Below are 17,415 nucleotides of genomic sequence, written 5' to 3'. Positions count from 1 at the left end.
CATCTCTCCTAGTTCTTAGCACTTGCGTCTATTACGCTTTTAAAGATATTGCCCTGAGCCTTGTAAGCGCTATCAAGGGCGTTTATCATAACTGTGTTTTTGCCCATTTCTGTTGTCTCAACATCAAGATCAACCGTATTTGCGTCATTTCTAGCCATGTGACCATCACGCAAGAAAATTTGAGCTGTGTCACTTTTTGGAAAATCAACCGCAGCCATGTGCGCTTCGTTTGTTTTAGCTAAATTTAGTTTTTTGCTCTCTGAAACGTTATAAATTTCATTTGCTTTTTCTCTTAAAACATCTTCAAATCTTACATCTCTAGCCTTGTAAAATGGTGTATCAACATTTGCAAGGTTGCCAGAAATGAGCTTTTGGCGTAGTTCTCTGCCTGCAAGGGCTGATTCGACAAGGGGGCTAGATTTTGATCTATCTAAAACAAACATTTAAAATCCTTATAAATTTTCACATTTTTATAAGCAAATGATGTTCCAAATATAAGGCAAATTTATTTTGTTTCATAAATTTTTGCCAAATCTTCTTTCATTTTTGTGACTTTTATGCCGCCAAGATAGTATTTTACTCCGTATTGTCCGCTATCTACGTCTGTTAAAATTTGATATTCGCCGTTTTTGATCACCACTTTAAAAGGTAGTGCGATCTCATGTTTGTATTCGATATCTCTTACGATCTGCTCGGCAAGCCTGTCATTTATCTTTTGATCGTTTGTTATGAAGTAGTAGGCGTTAAATTTTTGCATAAATTCATGCAAAACATACTCATTTGTGACATTTTCAAAGTGAGTTAGTCCGATTAGCGTAAATTTATCTTTGTTTTCAAGCTGATATTTTGTAAGCTCGGCTGCCTCTTTTTGGCAAGGCGGGCAAAATGTGCCAAAAATGTCGATCATTAAAACTTTATTTTCATCATTTTTGATAGCAAAACCATGATCTTTTCTAACCAAAGTAAGCTCCTTACCGCTTACATCTACAAGTTTGACCTCTTCATTTAGGCTAAATTCTTTAAAATTTGCACTGCTGCTCTCATCTTCGCCGCACCCAAAAAAAGCAAATAAAGCGATTATTAAAACAAGTAAATTTTTCATCTTATCCCTTAAACATATCTTTTTATGGCAGCTCTTGCCTCTTTGTCTGCCTCACGTCTTTTTAAAGTCTCGCGCTTGTCGTGTAAATTTTTACCTTTTGCAAGGGCCAGCCTTGCTTTTACGATATTTTTATCGCTTAGATAAAGTGCCAAAACAACCAAAGTAAGCCCATCTTGTGAGACTTGACCGAAAATTTTATCGATCTGCTTTCTGTGCATCAAAAGTTTTCTGGCTGCTCGCTCATTTGGACGAAATGTGCTGTGTGTGGTTTCAAGATAGCTGATATGAGCGTTTAGTAAGAAAAGCTCACCCTTTATGACGCGCACAAAGCTATCTTTTAAATTTGCTCTGCCAGCCCTTAGAGCCTTGACCTCGCTGCCTTTTAAAACGATGCCAGCTTCAAAGGTCTCAAGTATGCTAAAGTCATGCAAAGCTTTTTTGTTTTTTGCTAGATCTTTTATCAAAATTTTACCTTTTATTTTACGCTAAATACGCTACTGCCGCTGCCGCTTAGAAATTTATCCCTAAACTCGTTCATCTGTGGATAGAGCTTAAAGCATGGGGTAAAAAGATCGTTTAGCTCCTCGTTTTTATAAATTTCAAGTAGCTCTTTGCTCTTTAAATTTTGCATCTTTTTTGCAGCATTAACGTCTATGTATTGTAAGAAATTGCTTCTAAATTCTTGATAAACCATCGGTGTGGAGCAAAAAACATTTGGCGTGAAGATATTTAAATTTGGCACTTCATCGTCAAATTCTTCTATGATCTCGCCTATGCCGCTTACATTTGCTGCCCTGTAGCCACTGACAAAAAAGGCAACATCTGCGCCGATTTTGGAGGCTATTTGCATCAAATTTTCGCGTTTTATATTTAAATTTAGCTCGTCATTTACCATTAGTAAAAAGGTGGCAGCGTTTGAACTGCCTCCTCCTAGACCAGCACCTATTGGGATTTGTTTGTTGATGATGATTTTATGAGAGCTAAAAAACTCATCTAGCTCGTTTGAAAAGCCAGCTTTTTTTAGCTCGTCTATCGCTTTTTGGATGATGTTTTCTTTTATCTCTTTATTGTCGCATTCGATAGCAAAAGAATTTGACCTTTTAAAATAAATTTCATCAAAAAGCTGCTCGCAAAGAACAAAACGTGACAAAATTTCGTGGTAGTTGCCTCTGGTGCCAACTACCTTCAAAAATACGTTGATCTTTGCAAAGCTTTTCATTTCTCGATTTTTTTCGCAAGCTCGTGGATATCGGCTTCGCTTGCTTTTTTTGTAGCGTGGATATTTTCGTTTTTGATATCGTTTGCCAGCTCGCTTCTTAGTATCATTGTGTTGCGCGGGGCCTCGATACCAAGCTTAACGGTGCTTTTTGAGATACTTACTACGACGACTTTTATGTCGTTACCTAGTAAAATTTCTTCGTTTTCTTTTCTTGCTAAGATTAACATTTTTCTACCTTGTTTAAAGTGTAATTTATAGTATCATCCATGATTTGGATTACGCTCATAAATTTATCATAATTTAGCAAATAAATTCCTTGTGTTTGTGTTTCAAAATCGTTAATTTTTAATTTCTTGCCGTCAAGTATGTTGTTAATATCCCCAAAATACGTGTTTTGCTCAATATTTAAAAAATTGCAAATATTTAAAAATTTTTCATTTTCATAGCGAAATTTACCCTCGCTCACCCTCTTTAATGAGCTTAAAGTTACATTATAACAAACTTTTTGCCCAAAAATTTCTGCATAAGAGCGGATGTAACTCCCCTCACTTACACTTAAACGAAGTGTCAAAAAAGGGTGTGAATAATTCAAAATTTCACTCTCATAAATTTCCATTGTCTCTGGCTTTAGCTCAAATTCTTCGCCGTTTCTTGCTAGCTTGTAAGCTCTTGTGCCATTTATATGTTTGGCGCTAAATTTTGGCGGGATGTAGCTTATCTTGCCGATTAGCTGGGCTCTTATAGCTTCAAGTTTTTCTAAATTTAGCTCTTTTACATTTAAAATTTCAGTGATATTTTCATTATCCATGCTTGGACTGCTCACCCCAAGCCAGATCGTCGCCTCATAGACCTTTGGGCTCTTGTCTAAAAATCTAAAAAATTTCGTATACGAGCCAAAAGCGACTATCAAGCAGCCACTTGCAAATGGATCAAGCGTGCCTGAAAATCCAGCCTTTTTGACGCCGTATTTTCTCTTTAGTCGTCCTAAAAAGTGGTTTGAGCTCATACCAGCAGGCTTGTTTGCCACGAAAATGGCGTTCATACGGCCTTTTCCACGAAGCTTGACATGATCTCTCTTACATTGCCACCAAAATTTATAGTCAGTTTAAACTCTTTTTTGATCTTGCTAACCGCACTCACCCTGCCGATACCAAAAATTTTATGTTTAACAAGGTCGCCTTTTTTAAATTCATTGCTCTGTTCGATAACTAGCGAGCCATGCGTGATACCGCTCTCGCTTAAAAATCTACTCTTATTTAGCCTTGTGCGCTGACCTTTGTAAAAGCGCGAATTCGCAAAGCTTAAGCTAAGCGTCTTTTTCGCCCTTGTTATCGCCACGTAAGCGAGCCTTCGCTCTTCTTCGATGTCGCTACCGTCGCCAATGAGCGGGAAAAATCCCTCTTCAAGGCCGATCACAAAAAGATGCTCAAACTCAAGCCCCTTGCTCGCATGCACGCTCATGATACTGATAGCCTCATCGCTGATGCCATCTTGCTCGCTTGTTAGCGTGATCTCGTTTAAAAACTCCTCCAGATCAAAGCTTGGATTTTGCTTGATCTGATCTTTTAAAACAGCGTAAAACTCGTCGATGTTCGCTGCTCTTTCAGCGCCATCTGGCAGGCTCTCATAGTATTTTTTGACGCCAAATTTTGCTTCAAATTTATCTATGAGGTCAAAAACTGAGCTGCTTTCTTGAAGCTCTTTAAGGTTGTTTGCAAACTCAAGAAGGGCGGATTTTACCTTTTTGCTAAAGGCTTCGTCGTTATCAGAGATGTTTGAGATCGCCTCGAAAATAGAAATTTTGCCCTCAAAGGCCATTTTCTCTAGCTTATCAAGGCTTACTTTGCCTAGTCCTCGCTTTGGGCGGTTGATGATGCGCCTTATTGAAAAGTCGTCATTTGGATTGTTTATAAGCCTTAAGTAGCTTATGATATCTTTGATCTCGGCTCTTTCATAAAATTTAACGCCGCCGACCATTTTATAGGCGATCTGCTCTTTGTTTAGCCCATCTTCAAGCGAGCGAGAGAGTGCATTTATACGGTATAAGATCGCGATATCTTTTGCCTGTACGTCTTTGCTTAAAAGCTCTTTTATATTTTTTGCGATCTTGCCAGCCTCTAAATTTTCATCAAAGCTCTCTATCAAATTTACAGCTTCGCCTTCGCCTTTTGTGCCTACAAGCTTCTTGCCAAGGCGGTTGCGGTTGTGATCTATTAGCTCGTTTGCAGCCTTTAGTATCGCTTCACTCGAGCGGTAGTTTTTCTCAAGTCTGATGATCTTTACGTTGCTAAACTGATCCTTGAAATTTAAGATATTATCGATCTTTGCACCGCGCCAGCCATAAATACTCTGGTCATCATCACCCACAACGCAGATGTTTTCGTGGCATAGACAGAGCTTTTTTAGCAGTTTATACTGAAGATCGTTGGTGTCTTGATACTCATCGACCATTATGTATTTGTAGCGGTTTGAGATATCTTTTGCTAGCTCTTCGTTTTCATCTAAAATTTTATATGTAAGACCTAGCAAGTCATCAAAATCAACAAGGTTATTTGCCTTTAGATAGTCCTCGTATTTTTCATAAATTTGCGCTGCTTGCTTGTAAAAGTTGTCTTTGCCCTTGTCAAAAGAGGAGAAATTTGCGTTTTTATAGACCTCTTCGACGCTTAAAAGTGAGTTTTTATAGTTTGAAATTTCACTTGACAAAATCGCCGTAGCGACTGGACTTTCAAAGCTTTTGATGATGCGTTTTTTATCGTCTGTGTCGATGATGACGAAGTTATTTTTTCTGCCAAGCTTTTCTATGTAGAGCTTTAAAAACAAAAGTCCAAATTTGTGAAATGTGCAAAGAAGCGGCGAGTAGTTTTTGCCGCTTTGGCTTAGCATCGCCATGGCTCTGCTACGCATCTCGTTGGCGGCTTTGTTTGTAAAAGTAAGAGTTAGCGTGTTTGCCGCGTCTATGCCGACCTCGCCGATGAGATAGGCAAGCCTAGTTGTGATCGTCTTTGTCTTGCCACTGCCAGCACCTGCAAGTATGAGCATCGCACCATCTATGTGGGTGGCTGCTTCGCGCTGGGCTTCGTTTAAATTTGATAGTAAATTTTCCATTTTTCGCTTTTTAAATTTTCTTTTGATTTTAGCCAAAAATGCTTAAAATTACTATTTTTTCTTAAATATATCTTTATTTTTTGGGTTTTGCAAAAAGACTGAGGCTGATTTTTTAGCATGATCGACTTGCTTCTCTTTTGGCTTATAAATGGAGAAATTTACAAGGATCGGGCTATTTTCAACCAAAATTTGAATCACCGCGCCAAGTGGAAATGATACCACTGAGGCAAAATTCTCACTACCAAAGCCAGCCTCAAAGCTAAGCTCATCTTGCGTTAGCCTCGCACTCTCAAGCGTATAGCCACCAAGTGAGAACATGATGACTGGCATGCTAAAGCTGCTACTTATCTCATCTGGCAAGCTAGGCTCAAAGCTAACTAGCGGTAAATTTGCCATAACTGAGAAATTTACCCCCTTTTCAAGTAAAAAATCAATGCACTCATAGACGTGCATCTTCATCAAAAGCGCAAATTTCTCATCGTCTAAAATTTCGTCTAACATCTTAATCCTTTGAAATTTCTAAAAACTCATCTACTAGCTTTTTAACCTCATTTATACCTATCTGCCAGAAATTTTTATCATCTATGTCAAAGCCAAATTTACCCACAAGCTCCCTTGGGCTAAGGCTCCCACCAAGGCTCAAAAACTCGGTGTAAATTTCAACGAAATTTTCGCATTTGCCGCTTTTGTAAAGCCCAAAAAGTGCAAGCACAAGAAGCTGCGCGTAAGAGTAAGCATAGCAGTAAAATGGCGTATGGATGAAGTGTGGGATGTAGCTCCACCAAATTTTGTAGTAGTCATTTAGTGTGACGCTTTTGCCAAACATCTTTTTGCTCTCTTTTAGCCAAATTTTATTTAGCTCATCTAGGCTGATCTCGCCCTCATGTGCGTGCACAGCCCTTTCAAAGGTGGTGAAATTTATCTGGCGGTAAAGCGTGGCAAATATATCCTCGATCTTACCAGCAAGCAGTGAAATTTTCTCTTTTTTGCTAAGGCCATCTTTTATGTGGTCAAAAACTAGCATCTCGCAAAAGACTGAAGCCGTCTCAGCCGTGGTTAGCGGAGTGTCTGAGTTTAGGTAGCTTACGCTATATGAGAGCTTTTGATGCACAGCGTGGCCAAGCTCGTGAGCTAGCGTGAAAAGGTCTCTTCGCTGGTTTGTGTGATTTAGCAAAACATAAGGGTGCGTGTCGCTTGATCCTGAGTGAGAAAATGCTCCACCTCGCTTGTTTGGCGCTGGATAAACGTCGATCCAGCCGTCATTAAAGGCGCTTTTGGCTATATCGCCAAATTTAGGTGAAAATGTCCCAAACGCCTTTAAAACTATCTTTTTACACTCATCAAATTTATACTCGCCTTCGCTGCTAAGAGGCGCGTATCTGTCGTAATCGTAAAGCTTTTTAAGGCCTAAAATTTCTCTTTTGCGCTCGTAAAATTTAGAAACTAAATCGAAATTTTTTTCAGTTACGGCAATTAGCGAATCAACGCTTTTTTTACTGATTTGATTTTCAAGGTGTCTTGGCTCTTCAGGAAGCTTGAAATTTCGCAGCTCGCAGCTCGTTTTTAGATCAGTTTTTATCATATTATATATATAGCCAAGGAGGTGCTGGTGCTTGCTAAGCTCGTTTGAAAGGCTTTTAGCAGCTAGTTTTCGCACGCTTTGGTCGCTCTCATGAAGCTTAGCTAAAATCTCTTCTTCGTTTAAAAGCTCGCCTTTAAATTTAAACCTCATCTTGCTCATGCTCTCATCAAAAAGCCTTGAAAAGCCCTCAGCTCCGGTGCTTGCCGTGCGAAGTAGCACTCTTTCTTCGGCAACGCTTAATTGGTGCGGCTTTGCTTTGGCGAGGTTGCTTAGATAGTAGCCATATTTTTTGGAGCTTTTTATGATCTCTTCTTGTTTTTTAGGGGCAAATTCATTAAATTTGATCTCAAAAAATATCAAATTTTCATTTGCTTTTGTCGCTATCTCATCGATCTTTGCGTAAAATGCACCCTTGCTTGTATCTTTGGCAAAATTTAAAAAAGCGTAAGTCATTACTTTTGAAATTTTAGCGATTAAATTTTCATATTCGCCAAATGCCTTTAAAAACTCGTCTGTTTTTAAATTTTCATAATTTTCTAGGTATTTATCTTTAAATTTCTCGCACTCTTTTTGTAAATTTAGTGCGTTTTGTTCGCACTCTTTTTCGTTTGCGAAAAGTGCTTTTAGATCCCAAATTTGCATATTTATCCTTTAAATTTTTGGGACATTTTACAAAAAAATGGATAAAAGTAAAATTTCAGCCAAAATTTAGCTGAAATTTTATGAATGTTAGTTTGAAGTCTCTGAGGCTACGGCTGTAAAAAGCACGTCTGATGAGCTATTTAGCGCGGTTTCAACTGAGTCTTGGATGACGCCTATCGTAAAGCCAACTGTGACAAACTGCATAGCGATATCGTTGCCGATACCAAAAAGACCGCACGCTAATGGCACTAGAAGAAGTGAGCCGCCAGCCACGCCAGATGCGCCGCACGCGCCAAGAGCTGAGATGAAGCAAAGAAGAAGCGCATCGCCAAATGTAACTGTGATAGATGGGATAGAATTTACCGCAGTAAGCGCTAGAATGCTAATGGTAACTGCCGCACCACCCATGTTTATGGTAGCTCCTAGTGGGATAGAGATCGAGTAGAGCTCCTCTTTTAGTCCAAGCTTTTTGCAAAGCGCCATATTTACAGGGATGTTTGCAGCTGAACTTCTTGTAAAAAACGCTGAGATCGCACTCTCTTTTAAGCAGATCATCACAAGAGGGTAGGGATTTTTCTTAGTTAGTGCAAAAACCATCGCTGGATAGACGATAAATGCCACTACAAGCATCGCTCCAACAAGAACTAAGATCAGCTTGAGATATCCTGCAAGTGCCTCAAATCCAGTGTCATGAATGCTGATAGCAACCATACCAAAGATACCAAACGGAGCTAGTCTGATGATAAATTTAACAATATGAGTTACGCCGTCGCTTATATCCTTAAATACCTTTTTGGTCTCAGGTGTAGCATATCTCATAGCGATGCCACCACCAATCGCCCAAGTGATGATGCCTATATAGTTGCCGTTTGCTAGGGCGGTTATCGGATTTTCGACCATTTTATAGATAAGGTCTTTTAACACGTTTGTGATGCCTTGAGGTGCTGACATATTAGCGCTTTGCAGACCTTTTAGCGGTATCTCAATAGGAAATAAAAAGCTAGCAATTACCGCCACAACAGCTGCTAAAAAGGTGCCAACAAGGTAGAGTGTGATGATCTTTTGCATGCCTTTTGTGTGTCCAAAATCTTTTAAAATGATAGAGGTTGCAACTAGGACAAAAACAAGAATAGGTGCGATCGCTTTTAGAGCGCCTTTAAACAAATCTCCTAAAACTGAGGCTGAAGCAGCGATAGAATCAGCCGAACTAGCCTTTTCTTTAGCCTCATCAAGTTGTTTTGCTTCATCTTGGCTAAGGCGAGTTTTTATGACTTCATCTACGCTTAAGCCACTCTCTTTTTGGATGGTTTGAATTTTAGCTGAGAGTTGGTTGTAAGGGGCTGCCTGATAATGTGTGTAAAAGCCAACTAGGGCACCTAGGATGATACCAACTAAAATTTGAACGATCAAATTTCCATCGGCGTATCTTCTTGCAATGTTTTTAAACATATTCATTTGACACCTTAATAAATTAGTTTTTTGTTGATTTTAGCTAAATGATTTTTAAATATAAAGAAATTTAAAAAGATTAATTCGCTTTTTATATAGATTTGTTACAATTGCACGAAAATTTAACCAAGGAAAAGGACGAAAATGTATCTATTTACTTCTGAAGTTGTAAGTCCAGGTCATCCAGACAAATGCGCTGATATCATCGCTGATAGCATTGTTGATACTATCTTAACACAAGATCCAAATGGACGCGTCGCAAGCGAAGTTTTTGTAGCTGGAAAAAATATAGTAATAGGCGGAGAGATAAACTCAAAGGTAAAACTCTCTTATAAAGACTACGAAAAGATCGTAAAAGACGCTCTTGCGCATATTGGATATGACGGAAAGAGCAACTTTACAAAAGAGCAGTGCTTGCATCCAGACGATATCGAGGTCAAAGTCTGCTTAAATCAACAAAGTCCAGATATAAATCAAGGCGTTGATCAAAGTGACGGTGAGATTGGGGCAGGTGATCAAGGCATCATGTTTGGCTTTGCAAGTTGCGAAGCGAAAGAATTTATGCCAGCAGCTATAACTTACGCAAGAATGCTTTGTGAAAAAGTCTATAAATTTGCCAAAGCAAACCCTGATAAGCTTGGTGTTGATATAAAAACGCAAGTGACGATTGATTACGGCAGTAAAGACAACTTTGAAAACTGCAAACCTCAAAGTATCCACACTATCGTCGTATCTGCTCCTTGCGTGGAGAGCATGAAGATAGAAGAGCTTCGCGCACTAATACAAAATTTAATAGACGAAACTGGCCTTCCAAAAGAGCTATATAATAAAGAAAAAACGATCATTTACATAAATCCAACAGGTAGATATGTAAATCACAGCTCACTTCACGATAGCGGCCTAACAGGCAGAAAACTAATCGTCGATAGCTTTGGCGGATATAGCCCAATAGGTGGTGGCGCTCAGTCAAGCAAGGACTACACAAAGGTTGATCGCAGCGGACTTTACGCAGCGCGCTGGATAGCTAAAAACATAGTCGCAGCTGGCCTTGCTAAAAAATGCATCGTCCAGATAAGCTACGCAATCGGTGTTGCAAAGCCAACTTCAGTTAGCGTTGATACTATGGGAACTCACGCAAACGGCGTAAATGACGATATGCTTTCAAATTTTGTAAGCGAGCATTTTTCTCTAACACCTCGCTGGATAACAAATAAATTTGGTCTTGATAAGCCAAGCAAAGATACATTTTTATATGCAAAAGTAGCTGCAAAAGGTCAAGTGGGAAATGCAAAATACCCTTGGGAAAAGCTTGATGCGGTCGATACTTTCAAGGCTTTACTAAAAAAATAATTAAAAAAGTGGCTTTATCTAAAAGCCACTTTAAATCTCCCTTTTAAAACTCATCCCAAAATGCTTTTTTAGGCTTTATGATCTCGCTTTTTGAGCCATTTACGCTGTGATAGACCGCTTTATTATATTTTGTGGCAAGGTGCTTTATAAGTAGTCTTTGAAGCACAGGTTCGCTACTTGGCACAAACCAGCCGTTGTTTGTGATAGCCACGACCGCGTCAAATTCGCCCTTATAAAGCTCCTCTCTTGTCGCCTCATAGCAGATAGCATTTCTGATCTTTACTCCGTCTATCTCATAGTCGCTAAAATTTTCAGCCTTCTTAAAGTCGCTAGCTCCACCAAAAAATAGCTTATTCACTGCATCTTGCATAAATTTTGGCAGAGGAATTTCTTCTCCAAATGGCACTAAAAATTTCTTATCCATTCGCCTTAGAGTGCCATTTTGAAACAAAAATGCAGAGTTATAAATTTGCTTATTTTCATAAGCAAGCGCGCCAGCTACGATAGTTATTTGTTTTGAAAGCTCTTTTAGCTCATCAACAAGCAGTGGCTCATTTGTCATAAATAATGGAAACGCACTCTCAGGCAGCACGATTAGACGTTTTTGCTCGGCGATGGCGCTATTTATCATGTCTAAATTTTCATTTGTAAATTTCATGCGCAAGCTTTTATCCCAGCGCACTCTTTGAGCGACATTGGTATTTACTAGCTCCACGTCAAATGGTAGAGTTTTTGCCTCGTTACTTTTAAACTGCAAAGTGGCGATGAGGCAGATAAAAGCTAGGATAAATTTTAAAATTTTACCTTTTAAACTCAAAGAAATGGCTGCTAAAAATATAAATATAAGCCCTCTCGTGCTTGGCTCAAAAGCGCCTAAAACAAGCGTTGCTTCAAGGTTAAACCAGTTAAAGCCAAATGGATGCACGTAGCTTATTAAAAATAATAAAACAGCTCTTAGTGCGACAAAGCTTGGAAAAGAGGCTATCCAAAACAAAAGTCCATAAACAAGGGCTACAAATAGGATAACAAATGGGATAAGCCAGACAAGCTCATAGTAGATAAAACTAAAGCCGATCCAGTAAAACCACAAAATCCCAGTGAAAAAGCCAGCTGCGAAAAAGCCAGCCCTGCTTAAATTTATGATGACGTAAATTCCAGCTAGCGTGAGAAAAGGTGAGATAAAATTTAAAATTTGATTTTCAGCCATAGCTAAAAAAATGAAATTAGAAAGCAAAAAAGCACCGACAAAGGCTTTTATTATAATTTTAGTGCTAAAATGTCCGTTTAAAAATCTTACAAATAAGGAAATCCATGCAAAACGCTGATTTTTTAACATCATTACTACCTCTTGTTGTGCTTTTCGCCATATTTTACTTTTTGGTTATCAGACCTCAACAAAAACAACAAAAAGCTCACGCAGCAATGCTTGCAGCTCTTGACAAAGGCGATAAGATAGTAACTAATGGCGGACTTATATGCGAAGTAATTAAAGCCGAAAATGATTTTATCAAAGTTAAACTTAACGATGATGTAATCGTTCGTATAGCACGCGAGTTTGTAGCTAAAAAGATCGAAGATAAATAATGCGTAACGCAAGAGTTACATATAGGCTGATTATATTAATATTAGCCTTGGTTTTTGGTTTTGGCTTTTCGGTGCCATCTTTTTTTCAGACTCAAAGCGGAGCTAAAATTTCGCTAGGACTTGACCTTCAAGGCGGTCTTCATATGCTTCTTGGTGTTGAAACTAACGAAGCCATCCACTCTAAGATCAAGTCGGTCGCTGGAAGCATAAATTATTATGCCAAAAAAGAAGATGTGCTCATTGATAAATTTAAGATAAAAGAAGATAGTGTTGATTTTGCGCTACTTGATAGTGACGAGGCTCCAAAGGTTGATAAGGCGCTTGCTGAGATAAAAGGACTTGATATCAAAAAAGATGGTCTAAACTATCATATCACTCTTACAGAGCAAGAGAGGCTTGATACGATCGAGTATGCGATCTCTCAAGCTGTTGAGACCATTAGAAACAGGCTTGATCAGTTTGGTCTAGCTGAGCCAACAGTCGCTAGACAAGGCAAAGATAATATCCTAGTCGAGCTTCCTGGCATAAAAACCGAAGAGGATGAGCAAAGAGCGAGAGATCTTATCGCAAAGGCTGCTCACTTACAGCTTATGGCAGTTGATGACAAAAGACAAGATCAAGCTAATACCATGAGTGAGGCCGAGGCTGAAAGCTATGGTGACGTGATCTTTAAAGATGCTAAAAATGACCGTGTAAAATATGTCGTTAAAAATATCCCAGTGCTTGATGGCTCGATGCTAACTGACGCAAAGGTCGCATTTTCTCAGCAAAATAACCTACCGATCATAAATTTCACACTAAATTCAGAAGGTGCTAGAATTTTTGGTGATTTTACTGGTGCAAATGTCGGTAAAAGGCTTGCTATCGTGCTTGATGGCAAGGTCTATTCAGCTCCAGTTATAAATGAAAGAATAGGTGGCGGCAGCGGTCAGATCAGCGGTGGCTTTACACTTGACGAGGCTCACGACGTAGCGATCGCGCTTAGAAGTGGCGCACTTTTAGCACCTGTTAAGATGCTAGAAAAAAGAAGTGTCGGTCCATCTTTAGGCCAAGAGAGTATAAACCAAAGCATGGTAGCACTTGCTGCTGGATCTATTTTAGTCGTGCTATTTATGCTAGTTTATTATGGAATTTCTGGAATTTTTGCAAATATCGCGCTAGTTGCAGACGTTGTTATATTAGTTGCTGTCATGGCACTTTTTGGAGCGACACTTACCTTGCCAGGTATGGCTGGTATCGTGCTAACGATTGGTATGGCAGTTGATGCAAACGTCATCATAAATGAGCGTATACGTGAGCTTTTACGTGAAGGCGTGGCGATAAGAACGGCCGTGCAAAAGGGCTATGAGCACGCTATGAGTGCGATCATCGACTCAAATTTAACTACCATCATCACAGTTGCTGTGCTTTATGCTTATGGTACTGGTCCAGTTAAAGGCTTTGCAGTAACTATGGCCATAGGTATCATGGCTTCGATGCTAACGGCCATTTTAGGCACACATGGCATGTTTGATGCAGTCATGGATAAGATAGAAAAAAGCGGAAATACCAGACTTTGGTTTGGTTATAAAAGGAGCTAGAGATGCAAATTTTTACTAAGGCAAAAGTTTATGATTTTATGCGGTTTAGATTTGTGTCACTCGCATTTTCTATATTTTTATTTGTTGGTTCGATCTTTTTGCTTGCAACGAAGGGTTTAAACTATGGCATCGACTTCTCTGGCGGTACGCTTATACAGCTAAAATACGACACCAAAGCGCCACTTGATAAAATTCGCGACGCTTTTGGCACAAATGAAGTGCTTAAAAACGCCTCTGTTACTGAGTTTGGAAGCGAAGATGAGGCTGTTATTAGATTTTCAGGATCAAGCTCAAATTTAACTGGTGACATAGGCACTGAGATAAAGCAAATTTTAAAAGATACTGGAAATTTTGAAGTAAGACGTGTTGATATCGTTGGTCCAAAGGTTGGTGACGAGCTTAGGCAAAAGGGTCTGATGGCTCTTGGAATTTCACTAATTGGCGTGCTTCTTTATATCACATTTAGATTTGAATGGCGATTTGCGCTAGCTGCGATCGCAACCGAAATTCACGATATCGTTATAACTGTTGGTGCTATTTCACTATTTGATATCGATGTAAATTTAGACACACTAGCGGCTGTTTTAACGGTACTTGGCTACTCGCTAAACGATACGATCATCATTTTTGATAGGATCAGAGAAGGCATAAAAGAGAGTAAGAGAACCGATATCGAGGGCGTTATAAACGAGTCAGTCTCAGCCACACTTTCAAGAACTATCCTAACCTCAGCCACTACGATGATGACTGTTGTTGTGTTATTTTTGTTTGGCGGAGATATGATACATGGATTTTCATTTATCCTTATCGTTGGTATCGTTATAGGAACGATCAGCTCGATCTACATCTCTTCGCCGTTTCTTATCTGGTTTAAATTTAGCATTGAGCATTTTAGAGCTAGAGAGGCTGAGAAGCAAAGGATCAAAAAAGAGCGTGATAAAGAGCGTGCTATGTTTGAAAAAGGCGTTGTGTAAGGAGGGATAATGAACTGGGGAAAAGTTATCTACATATTTTTTGCGCTGATGAGTCTTACGACTACGGCGGAGTTTTTATATGACAAAAATGAGATCGCCCTTTTTGTGGCAGCTAGTATAAATTTGGTTTCGACGCTACTTAAGATCGGCGTTAAAAATTTACTTTCAGCTGAGCTTTTTGCAAGCTCGCTGGTTGCTGATTTGCACCTTATACCAGCTTTTGTTATTTTGCAAGTCTCTGAAAATGCAACGCTTAGCTACTCGCTAGCCATTGGCGCGGTCATTGCAAATATATTTTCACTAGCCTTGGTACTAATAGAATCAAGCAAATCACAAGAAGAATTTTAGGAGAAAAAATGGCTGAGAAGAGAAAATATGAGCCTTTAAAGATAGAAAAAAAGTGGCAAGAAATTTGGGATAAAAATGAAGAATTTGAACCAAAAGATGATCTAAACTTGCCAAAAAAATATATTCTAAGTATGTTTCCATATCCAAGCGGACGCATACATATGGGGCATGTAAGAAACTACTCTATCGGCGATGCGCTGGCTAGATCATATAGAAAAAGTGGTTTTAACGTGCTTCATCCTATCGGCTTTGATAGCTTTGGTATGCCAGCTGAAAACGCAGCCATAAAACATAAAATTCACCCTAAAATTTGGACTTACGAAAACATCGACTATATGAAAAAGGAGCTTGCAAGCCTTGGCTTTTCATTTTCTAAAAAGAGAATTTTAGCTACATCTGATCCGCTTTACACAAAGTGGGAGCAAAGCTTTTTTATAAAGATGTTTGAAAAAGGGCTTGTTTATAGAAAAAATGCCATCGTAAACTGGTGTGAGTACGATCAAACTGTGCTTGCAAACGAGCAGGTTGAAGACGGAAAATGCTGGAGATGCGGTAATGATGTTGTGCAAAAAGAGCTTCCAGGATACTACTTCAACATCACAAAATACGCTAGCGAGCTACTTGAAGATCTAAAACTTCTTGAAGGTAAGTGGCCAAATCAAGTCATCACAATGCAAGAAAACTGGATCGGCAGAAGCTACGGCTTGGAGTTTAAATTTAGCCTTGATGAGACTTCAAAAGAGACTTTGGGCGGTAAATTTGATGGCTTTGAGGTATTTACTACAAGACCTGATACGATTTATGGCGTTAGCTACACAGCCCTTGCGCCAGAGCATCCTATAGTAAAAGCGCTTCTTGAAAGTGATAAATTTGATGAAAATAAAAAGGCAAAGATAAAAGCAATACTTAATCAAAGCCCAAGAGAGCGTCAAGCAAGCGATAAAGACGGAGAATTTTTAGGAATTTACGTCATTCATCCACTTACAAATGAAAAGGTCCCAGTTTGGGTTGCAAATTTCATCCTAGCTGACTACGGCAGTGGCGCTATCATGGCTGTTCCTGCTCATGATCAAAGAGACTTCGAGTTTGCAACTAAATTTAATCTACCTATAAAACCAGTCGTAAAGCCGCTTGAGGGTGAGAGTGACGGCTCTAAGGTGTATTCAGAATACGGAGTTGCTATAAATTCTGAGCTTATAAACAGCCTTAGCTCAGAGGATGCCAAAAGCTTTATAATAGAGAAATTTGAAAAAGATGGCCTTGGCAAAAGGATCACAAACTACAAACTAAGAGACTGGGGAATTTCTCGCCAAAGATACTGGGGTGCGCCGATACCTGTCGTGCACTGCAAATGCTGCGGCGTAGTGCCTGAAAAAGAGGAAAATTTACCTATCGCACTGCCTGAAGATGTCAAGATCACAGGCGAGGGCAATCCTTTGGATAAACATCCAACTTGGAAATTTACAAAGTGTCCAAAATGCGGCAAAGACGCGATCAGAGAGACTGATACGATGGATACATTCGTAGAGAGTAGCTGGTATTTTGCTAGATTTGCAAGCGATGAGAAGACGTGGGAGCAAAAAGCACTTGATGAAAAGAGCGTGAATTATTGGATGAATGTAGATCAGTACATCGGCGGTATCGAGCATGCGATCTTGCACCTTTTATACGCTAGATTTTTCCAAAAGGTCTTAAGAGATCTTGGCTATCTAAGAGACGATGAGCCGTTTGAAAATTTACTAACTCAAGGCATGGTCTTAAAAGATGGCAAAAAGATGAGTAAAAGCAAGGGCAATGTCGTAGATCCTGATGATATCATAAATAGATACGGCGCCGATACGGCAAGGCTATTTATACTTTTTGCTGCTCCTCCTCAAAAAGAGCTTGAGTGGAATGACAGCGCAGTCGAGGGTGCGTTTAGGTTTTTAAATAGGCTTTGGGAGAAGGCACAAACTATCAAAAAGATAGATAAACTACCTGAGATAGATCATGAAAGTCTAAATAAAGATGAAAAATTTGCAAGGCTTAAAATTTATGAAGCGCTTAAAAAATCAACCGAGGTTTTTGGCGATACATTTGCTTTTAACACTTTAATCGCTGCTTGCATGGAGGCACTAAACGCTATAAATGCGCAAGATAATGAGGATGTAAATGCTGAGGGCTTTTTTATCATTTTAAATTTACTAGAGCCTATCGTGCCGCATATCGCAAATGAGCTTAGCGAAGAGCTTTTTGACAGAAAAAATTTCACAAAGATAGCTGTAAAAGAAGAGGTCTTTGTAAAAGATAGCATCGCTCTTGCAGTTACAGTTAATGGCAAGAAAAGGGCTGAGTTTGAAGTAGTAGCAAGCGAGAGTGAGAGTGAAATTTTAAAACAAGCTAAGCAAAATGTGGCTAAATGGCTTGAAGGAAAAGAAATTTTAAAAGAGATTTATATAAAAGGCAAATTAGTAAATTTTGTCATTAAAGGATAAATT

17 protein-coding genes are annotated in these 17,415 nt (G+C 39.1%); 6 read left to right on the top strand and 11 right to left on the bottom strand.

Going from position 1 to position 17,415, the window contains the following annotated elements; translation table 11 throughout:
- Positions 1 to 8: 8 nt before the first annotated feature.
- From flgB to sstT, 10 genes are all read right to left on the bottom strand, one after another.
- Positions 9 to 443 (bottom strand): flagellar basal body rod protein FlgB, encoded by a 435-nt coding sequence (gene flgB / locus CCS77_RS06105; RefSeq protein WP_009294075.1) that lies wholly within the window; start codon positions 441 to 443, stop codon positions 9 to 11.
- 62 nt (positions 444 to 505) lie between these two features.
- Positions 506 to 1,102 (bottom strand): thioredoxin, encoded by a 597-nt coding sequence (locus CCS77_RS06100; protein WP_107916875.1) that lies wholly within the window; start codon positions 1,100 to 1,102, stop codon positions 506 to 508.
- Positions 1,103 to 1,110: 8 nt separating this feature from the next.
- Positions 1,111 to 1,563, bottom strand: coding sequence for an SsrA-binding protein SmpB (gene smpB, locus CCS77_RS06095; RefSeq protein ID WP_107917302.1), 453 nt, complete (start codon positions 1,561 to 1,563; stop codon positions 1,111 to 1,113).
- A gap of 14 nt (positions 1,564 to 1,577) precedes the next feature.
- Entirely contained in the window at positions 1,578 to 2,321 is a 744-nt protein-coding gene (locus tag CCS77_RS06090; RefSeq protein WP_107916874.1) for a 4-(cytidine 5'-diphospho)-2-C-methyl-D-erythritol kinase, read from the bottom strand.
- Entirely contained in the window at positions 2,318 to 2,548 is a 231-nt protein-coding gene (csrA, locus tag CCS77_RS06085) for a carbon storage regulator CsrA (RefSeq protein ID WP_002941828.1), read from the bottom strand. Before csrA ends, CCS77_RS06090 begins: the two co-directional genes overlap by 4 nt.
- Entirely contained in the window at positions 2,542 to 3,363 is an 822-nt protein-coding gene (truB, locus tag CCS77_RS06080; protein ID WP_107916873.1) for a tRNA pseudouridine(55) synthase TruB, read from the bottom strand. The genes csrA and truB overlap by 7 nt, the downstream gene beginning before the upstream one ends.
- Positions 3,360 to 5,429, bottom strand: coding sequence for an ATP-dependent helicase (locus tag CCS77_RS06075; RefSeq protein WP_107916872.1), 2,070 nt, complete (start codon positions 5,427 to 5,429; stop codon positions 3,360 to 3,362). Before CCS77_RS06075 ends, truB begins: the two co-directional genes overlap by 4 nt.
- A 51-nt stretch (positions 5,430 to 5,480) precedes the next feature.
- Complete coding sequence (locus CCS77_RS06070) at positions 5,481 to 5,930, bottom strand: hypothetical protein (protein WP_107916871.1); 450 nt, start codon at positions 5,928 to 5,930, stop codon at positions 5,481 to 5,483.
- 1 nt (position 5,931) lies between these two features.
- The gene (locus CCS77_RS06065) at positions 5,932 to 7,653 is read right to left on the bottom strand and encodes a M3 family oligoendopeptidase (protein ID WP_107916870.1); all 1,722 of its coding nucleotides are present in this window, start codon (positions 7,651 to 7,653) and stop codon (positions 5,932 to 5,934) included.
- Positions 7,654 to 7,740: 87 nt separating this feature from the next.
- Positions 7,741 to 9,108 carry a serine/threonine transporter SstT gene (sstT, locus tag CCS77_RS06060; RefSeq protein WP_430516328.1) on the bottom strand — a complete coding sequence of 456 codons (1,368 nt, stop codon included), beginning with the start codon at positions 9,106 to 9,108 and terminating at the stop codon, positions 7,741 to 7,743.
- Positions 9,109 to 9,246: 138 nt separating this feature from the next.
- Between sstT and metK the strand changes: the two genes are divergently transcribed.
- Entirely contained in the window at positions 9,247 to 10,452 is a 1,206-nt protein-coding gene (gene metK, locus CCS77_RS06055; RefSeq protein WP_002942025.1) for a methionine adenosyltransferase, read from the top strand.
- A gap of 43 nt (positions 10,453 to 10,495) precedes the next feature.
- Here metK and CCS77_RS06050 read toward each other — a convergent pair whose 3' ends face one another.
- Positions 10,496 to 11,788, bottom strand: coding sequence for an apolipoprotein N-acyltransferase (locus CCS77_RS06050; protein WP_201741702.1), 1,293 nt, complete (start codon positions 11,786 to 11,788; stop codon positions 10,496 to 10,498).
- Here CCS77_RS06050 and yajC point away from each other — a divergent pair.
- The 5 genes from yajC to leuS are packed head-to-tail and all read left to right on the top strand — an operon-like array spanning position 11,764 to position 17,412.
- The gene (gene yajC, locus CCS77_RS06045) at positions 11,764 to 12,036 is read left to right on the top strand and encodes a preprotein translocase subunit YajC (protein WP_002941849.1); all 273 of its coding nucleotides are present in this window, start codon (positions 11,764 to 11,766) and stop codon (positions 12,034 to 12,036) included. The two genes, CCS77_RS06050 and yajC, sit on opposite strands and share 25 nt — an antisense overlap.
- Positions 12,036 to 13,616: a protein translocase subunit SecD gene (secD, locus tag CCS77_RS06040; RefSeq protein ID WP_009294063.1), complete on the top strand. Its 1,581-nt coding sequence runs from the start codon at positions 12,036 to 12,038 to the stop codon at positions 13,614 to 13,616. Before yajC ends, secD begins: the two co-directional genes overlap by 1 nt.
- A gap of 2 nt (positions 13,617 to 13,618) precedes the next feature.
- Positions 13,619 to 14,590, top strand: a complete 972-nt coding sequence (secF, locus tag CCS77_RS06035) for a protein translocase subunit SecF (RefSeq protein ID WP_012139969.1) — start codon at positions 13,619 to 13,621, stop codon at positions 14,588 to 14,590.
- Positions 14,591 to 14,599: 9 nt separating this feature from the next.
- The gene (locus CCS77_RS06030; RefSeq protein ID WP_002942000.1) at positions 14,600 to 14,938 is read left to right on the top strand and encodes a DUF6394 family protein; all 339 of its coding nucleotides are present in this window, start codon (positions 14,600 to 14,602) and stop codon (positions 14,936 to 14,938) included.
- A gap of 8 nt (positions 14,939 to 14,946) precedes the next feature.
- Positions 14,947 to 17,412: a leucine--tRNA ligase gene (leuS, locus tag CCS77_RS06025; RefSeq protein WP_107916868.1), complete on the top strand. Its 2,466-nt coding sequence runs from the start codon at positions 14,947 to 14,949 to the stop codon at positions 17,410 to 17,412.
- Positions 17,413 to 17,415 lie beyond the last annotated feature (3 nt).

This window comes from Campylobacter concisus (assembly GCF_003048375.1).
GTDB lineage: Bacteria > Campylobacterota > Campylobacteria > Campylobacterales > Campylobacteraceae > Campylobacter_A > Campylobacter_A concisus_T.
Note: the sequence above shows the minus strand (reverse complement) of the source record. Positions and strands in the feature narration are given on the sequence as shown.

Coding starts and splice junctions, on each gene's coding strand:
- flgB (WP_009294075.1), bottom strand. CDS start 443: ATGTTTGTTTTAGATAGATCAAAATCTAGCCCCCTTGTCGAATCAGCC.
- CCS77_RS06100 (WP_107916875.1), bottom strand. CDS start 1,102: ATGAAAAATTTACTTGTTTTAATAATCGCTTTATTTGCTTTTTTTGGG.
- CCS77_RS06090 (WP_107916874.1), bottom strand. CDS start 2,321: ATGAAAAGCTTTGCAAAGATCAACGTATTTTTGAAGGTAGTTGGCACC.
- csrA (WP_002941828.1), bottom strand. CDS start 2,548: ATGTTAATCTTAGCAAGAAAAGAAAACGAAGAAATTTTACTAGGTAAC.
- truB (WP_107916873.1), bottom strand. CDS start 3,363: ATGAACGCCATTTTCGTGGCAAACAAGCCTGCTGGTATGAGCTCAAAC.
- CCS77_RS06075 (WP_107916872.1), bottom strand. CDS start 5,429: ATGGAAAATTTACTATCAAATTTAAACGAAGCCCAGCGCGAAGCAGCC.
- CCS77_RS06070 (WP_107916871.1), bottom strand. CDS start 5,930: ATGTTAGACGAAATTTTAGACGATGAGAAATTTGCGCTTTTGATGAAG.
- CCS77_RS06065 (WP_107916870.1), bottom strand. CDS start 7,653: ATGCAAATTTGGGATCTAAAAGCACTTTTCGCAAACGAAAAAGAGTGC.
- sstT (WP_430516328.1), bottom strand. CDS start 9,108: ATGAATATGTTTAAAAACATTGCAAGAAGATACGCCGATGGAAATTTG.
- metK (WP_002942025.1), top strand. CDS start 9,247: ATGTATCTATTTACTTCTGAAGTTGTAAGTCCAGGTCATCCAGACAAA.
- yajC (WP_002941849.1), top strand. CDS start 11,764: ATGCAAAACGCTGATTTTTTAACATCATTACTACCTCTTGTTGTGCTT.
- CCS77_RS06050 (WP_201741702.1), bottom strand. CDS start 11,788: ATGTTAAAAAATCAGCGTTTTGCATGGATTTCCTTATTTGTAAGATTT.
- secD (WP_009294063.1), top strand. CDS start 12,036: ATGCGTAACGCAAGAGTTACATATAGGCTGATTATATTAATATTAGCC.
- secF (WP_012139969.1), top strand. CDS start 13,619: ATGCAAATTTTTACTAAGGCAAAAGTTTATGATTTTATGCGGTTTAGA.
- CCS77_RS06030 (WP_002942000.1), top strand. CDS start 14,600: ATGAACTGGGGAAAAGTTATCTACATATTTTTTGCGCTGATGAGTCTT.
- leuS (WP_107916868.1), top strand. CDS start 14,947: ATGGCTGAGAAGAGAAAATATGAGCCTTTAAAGATAGAAAAAAAGTGG.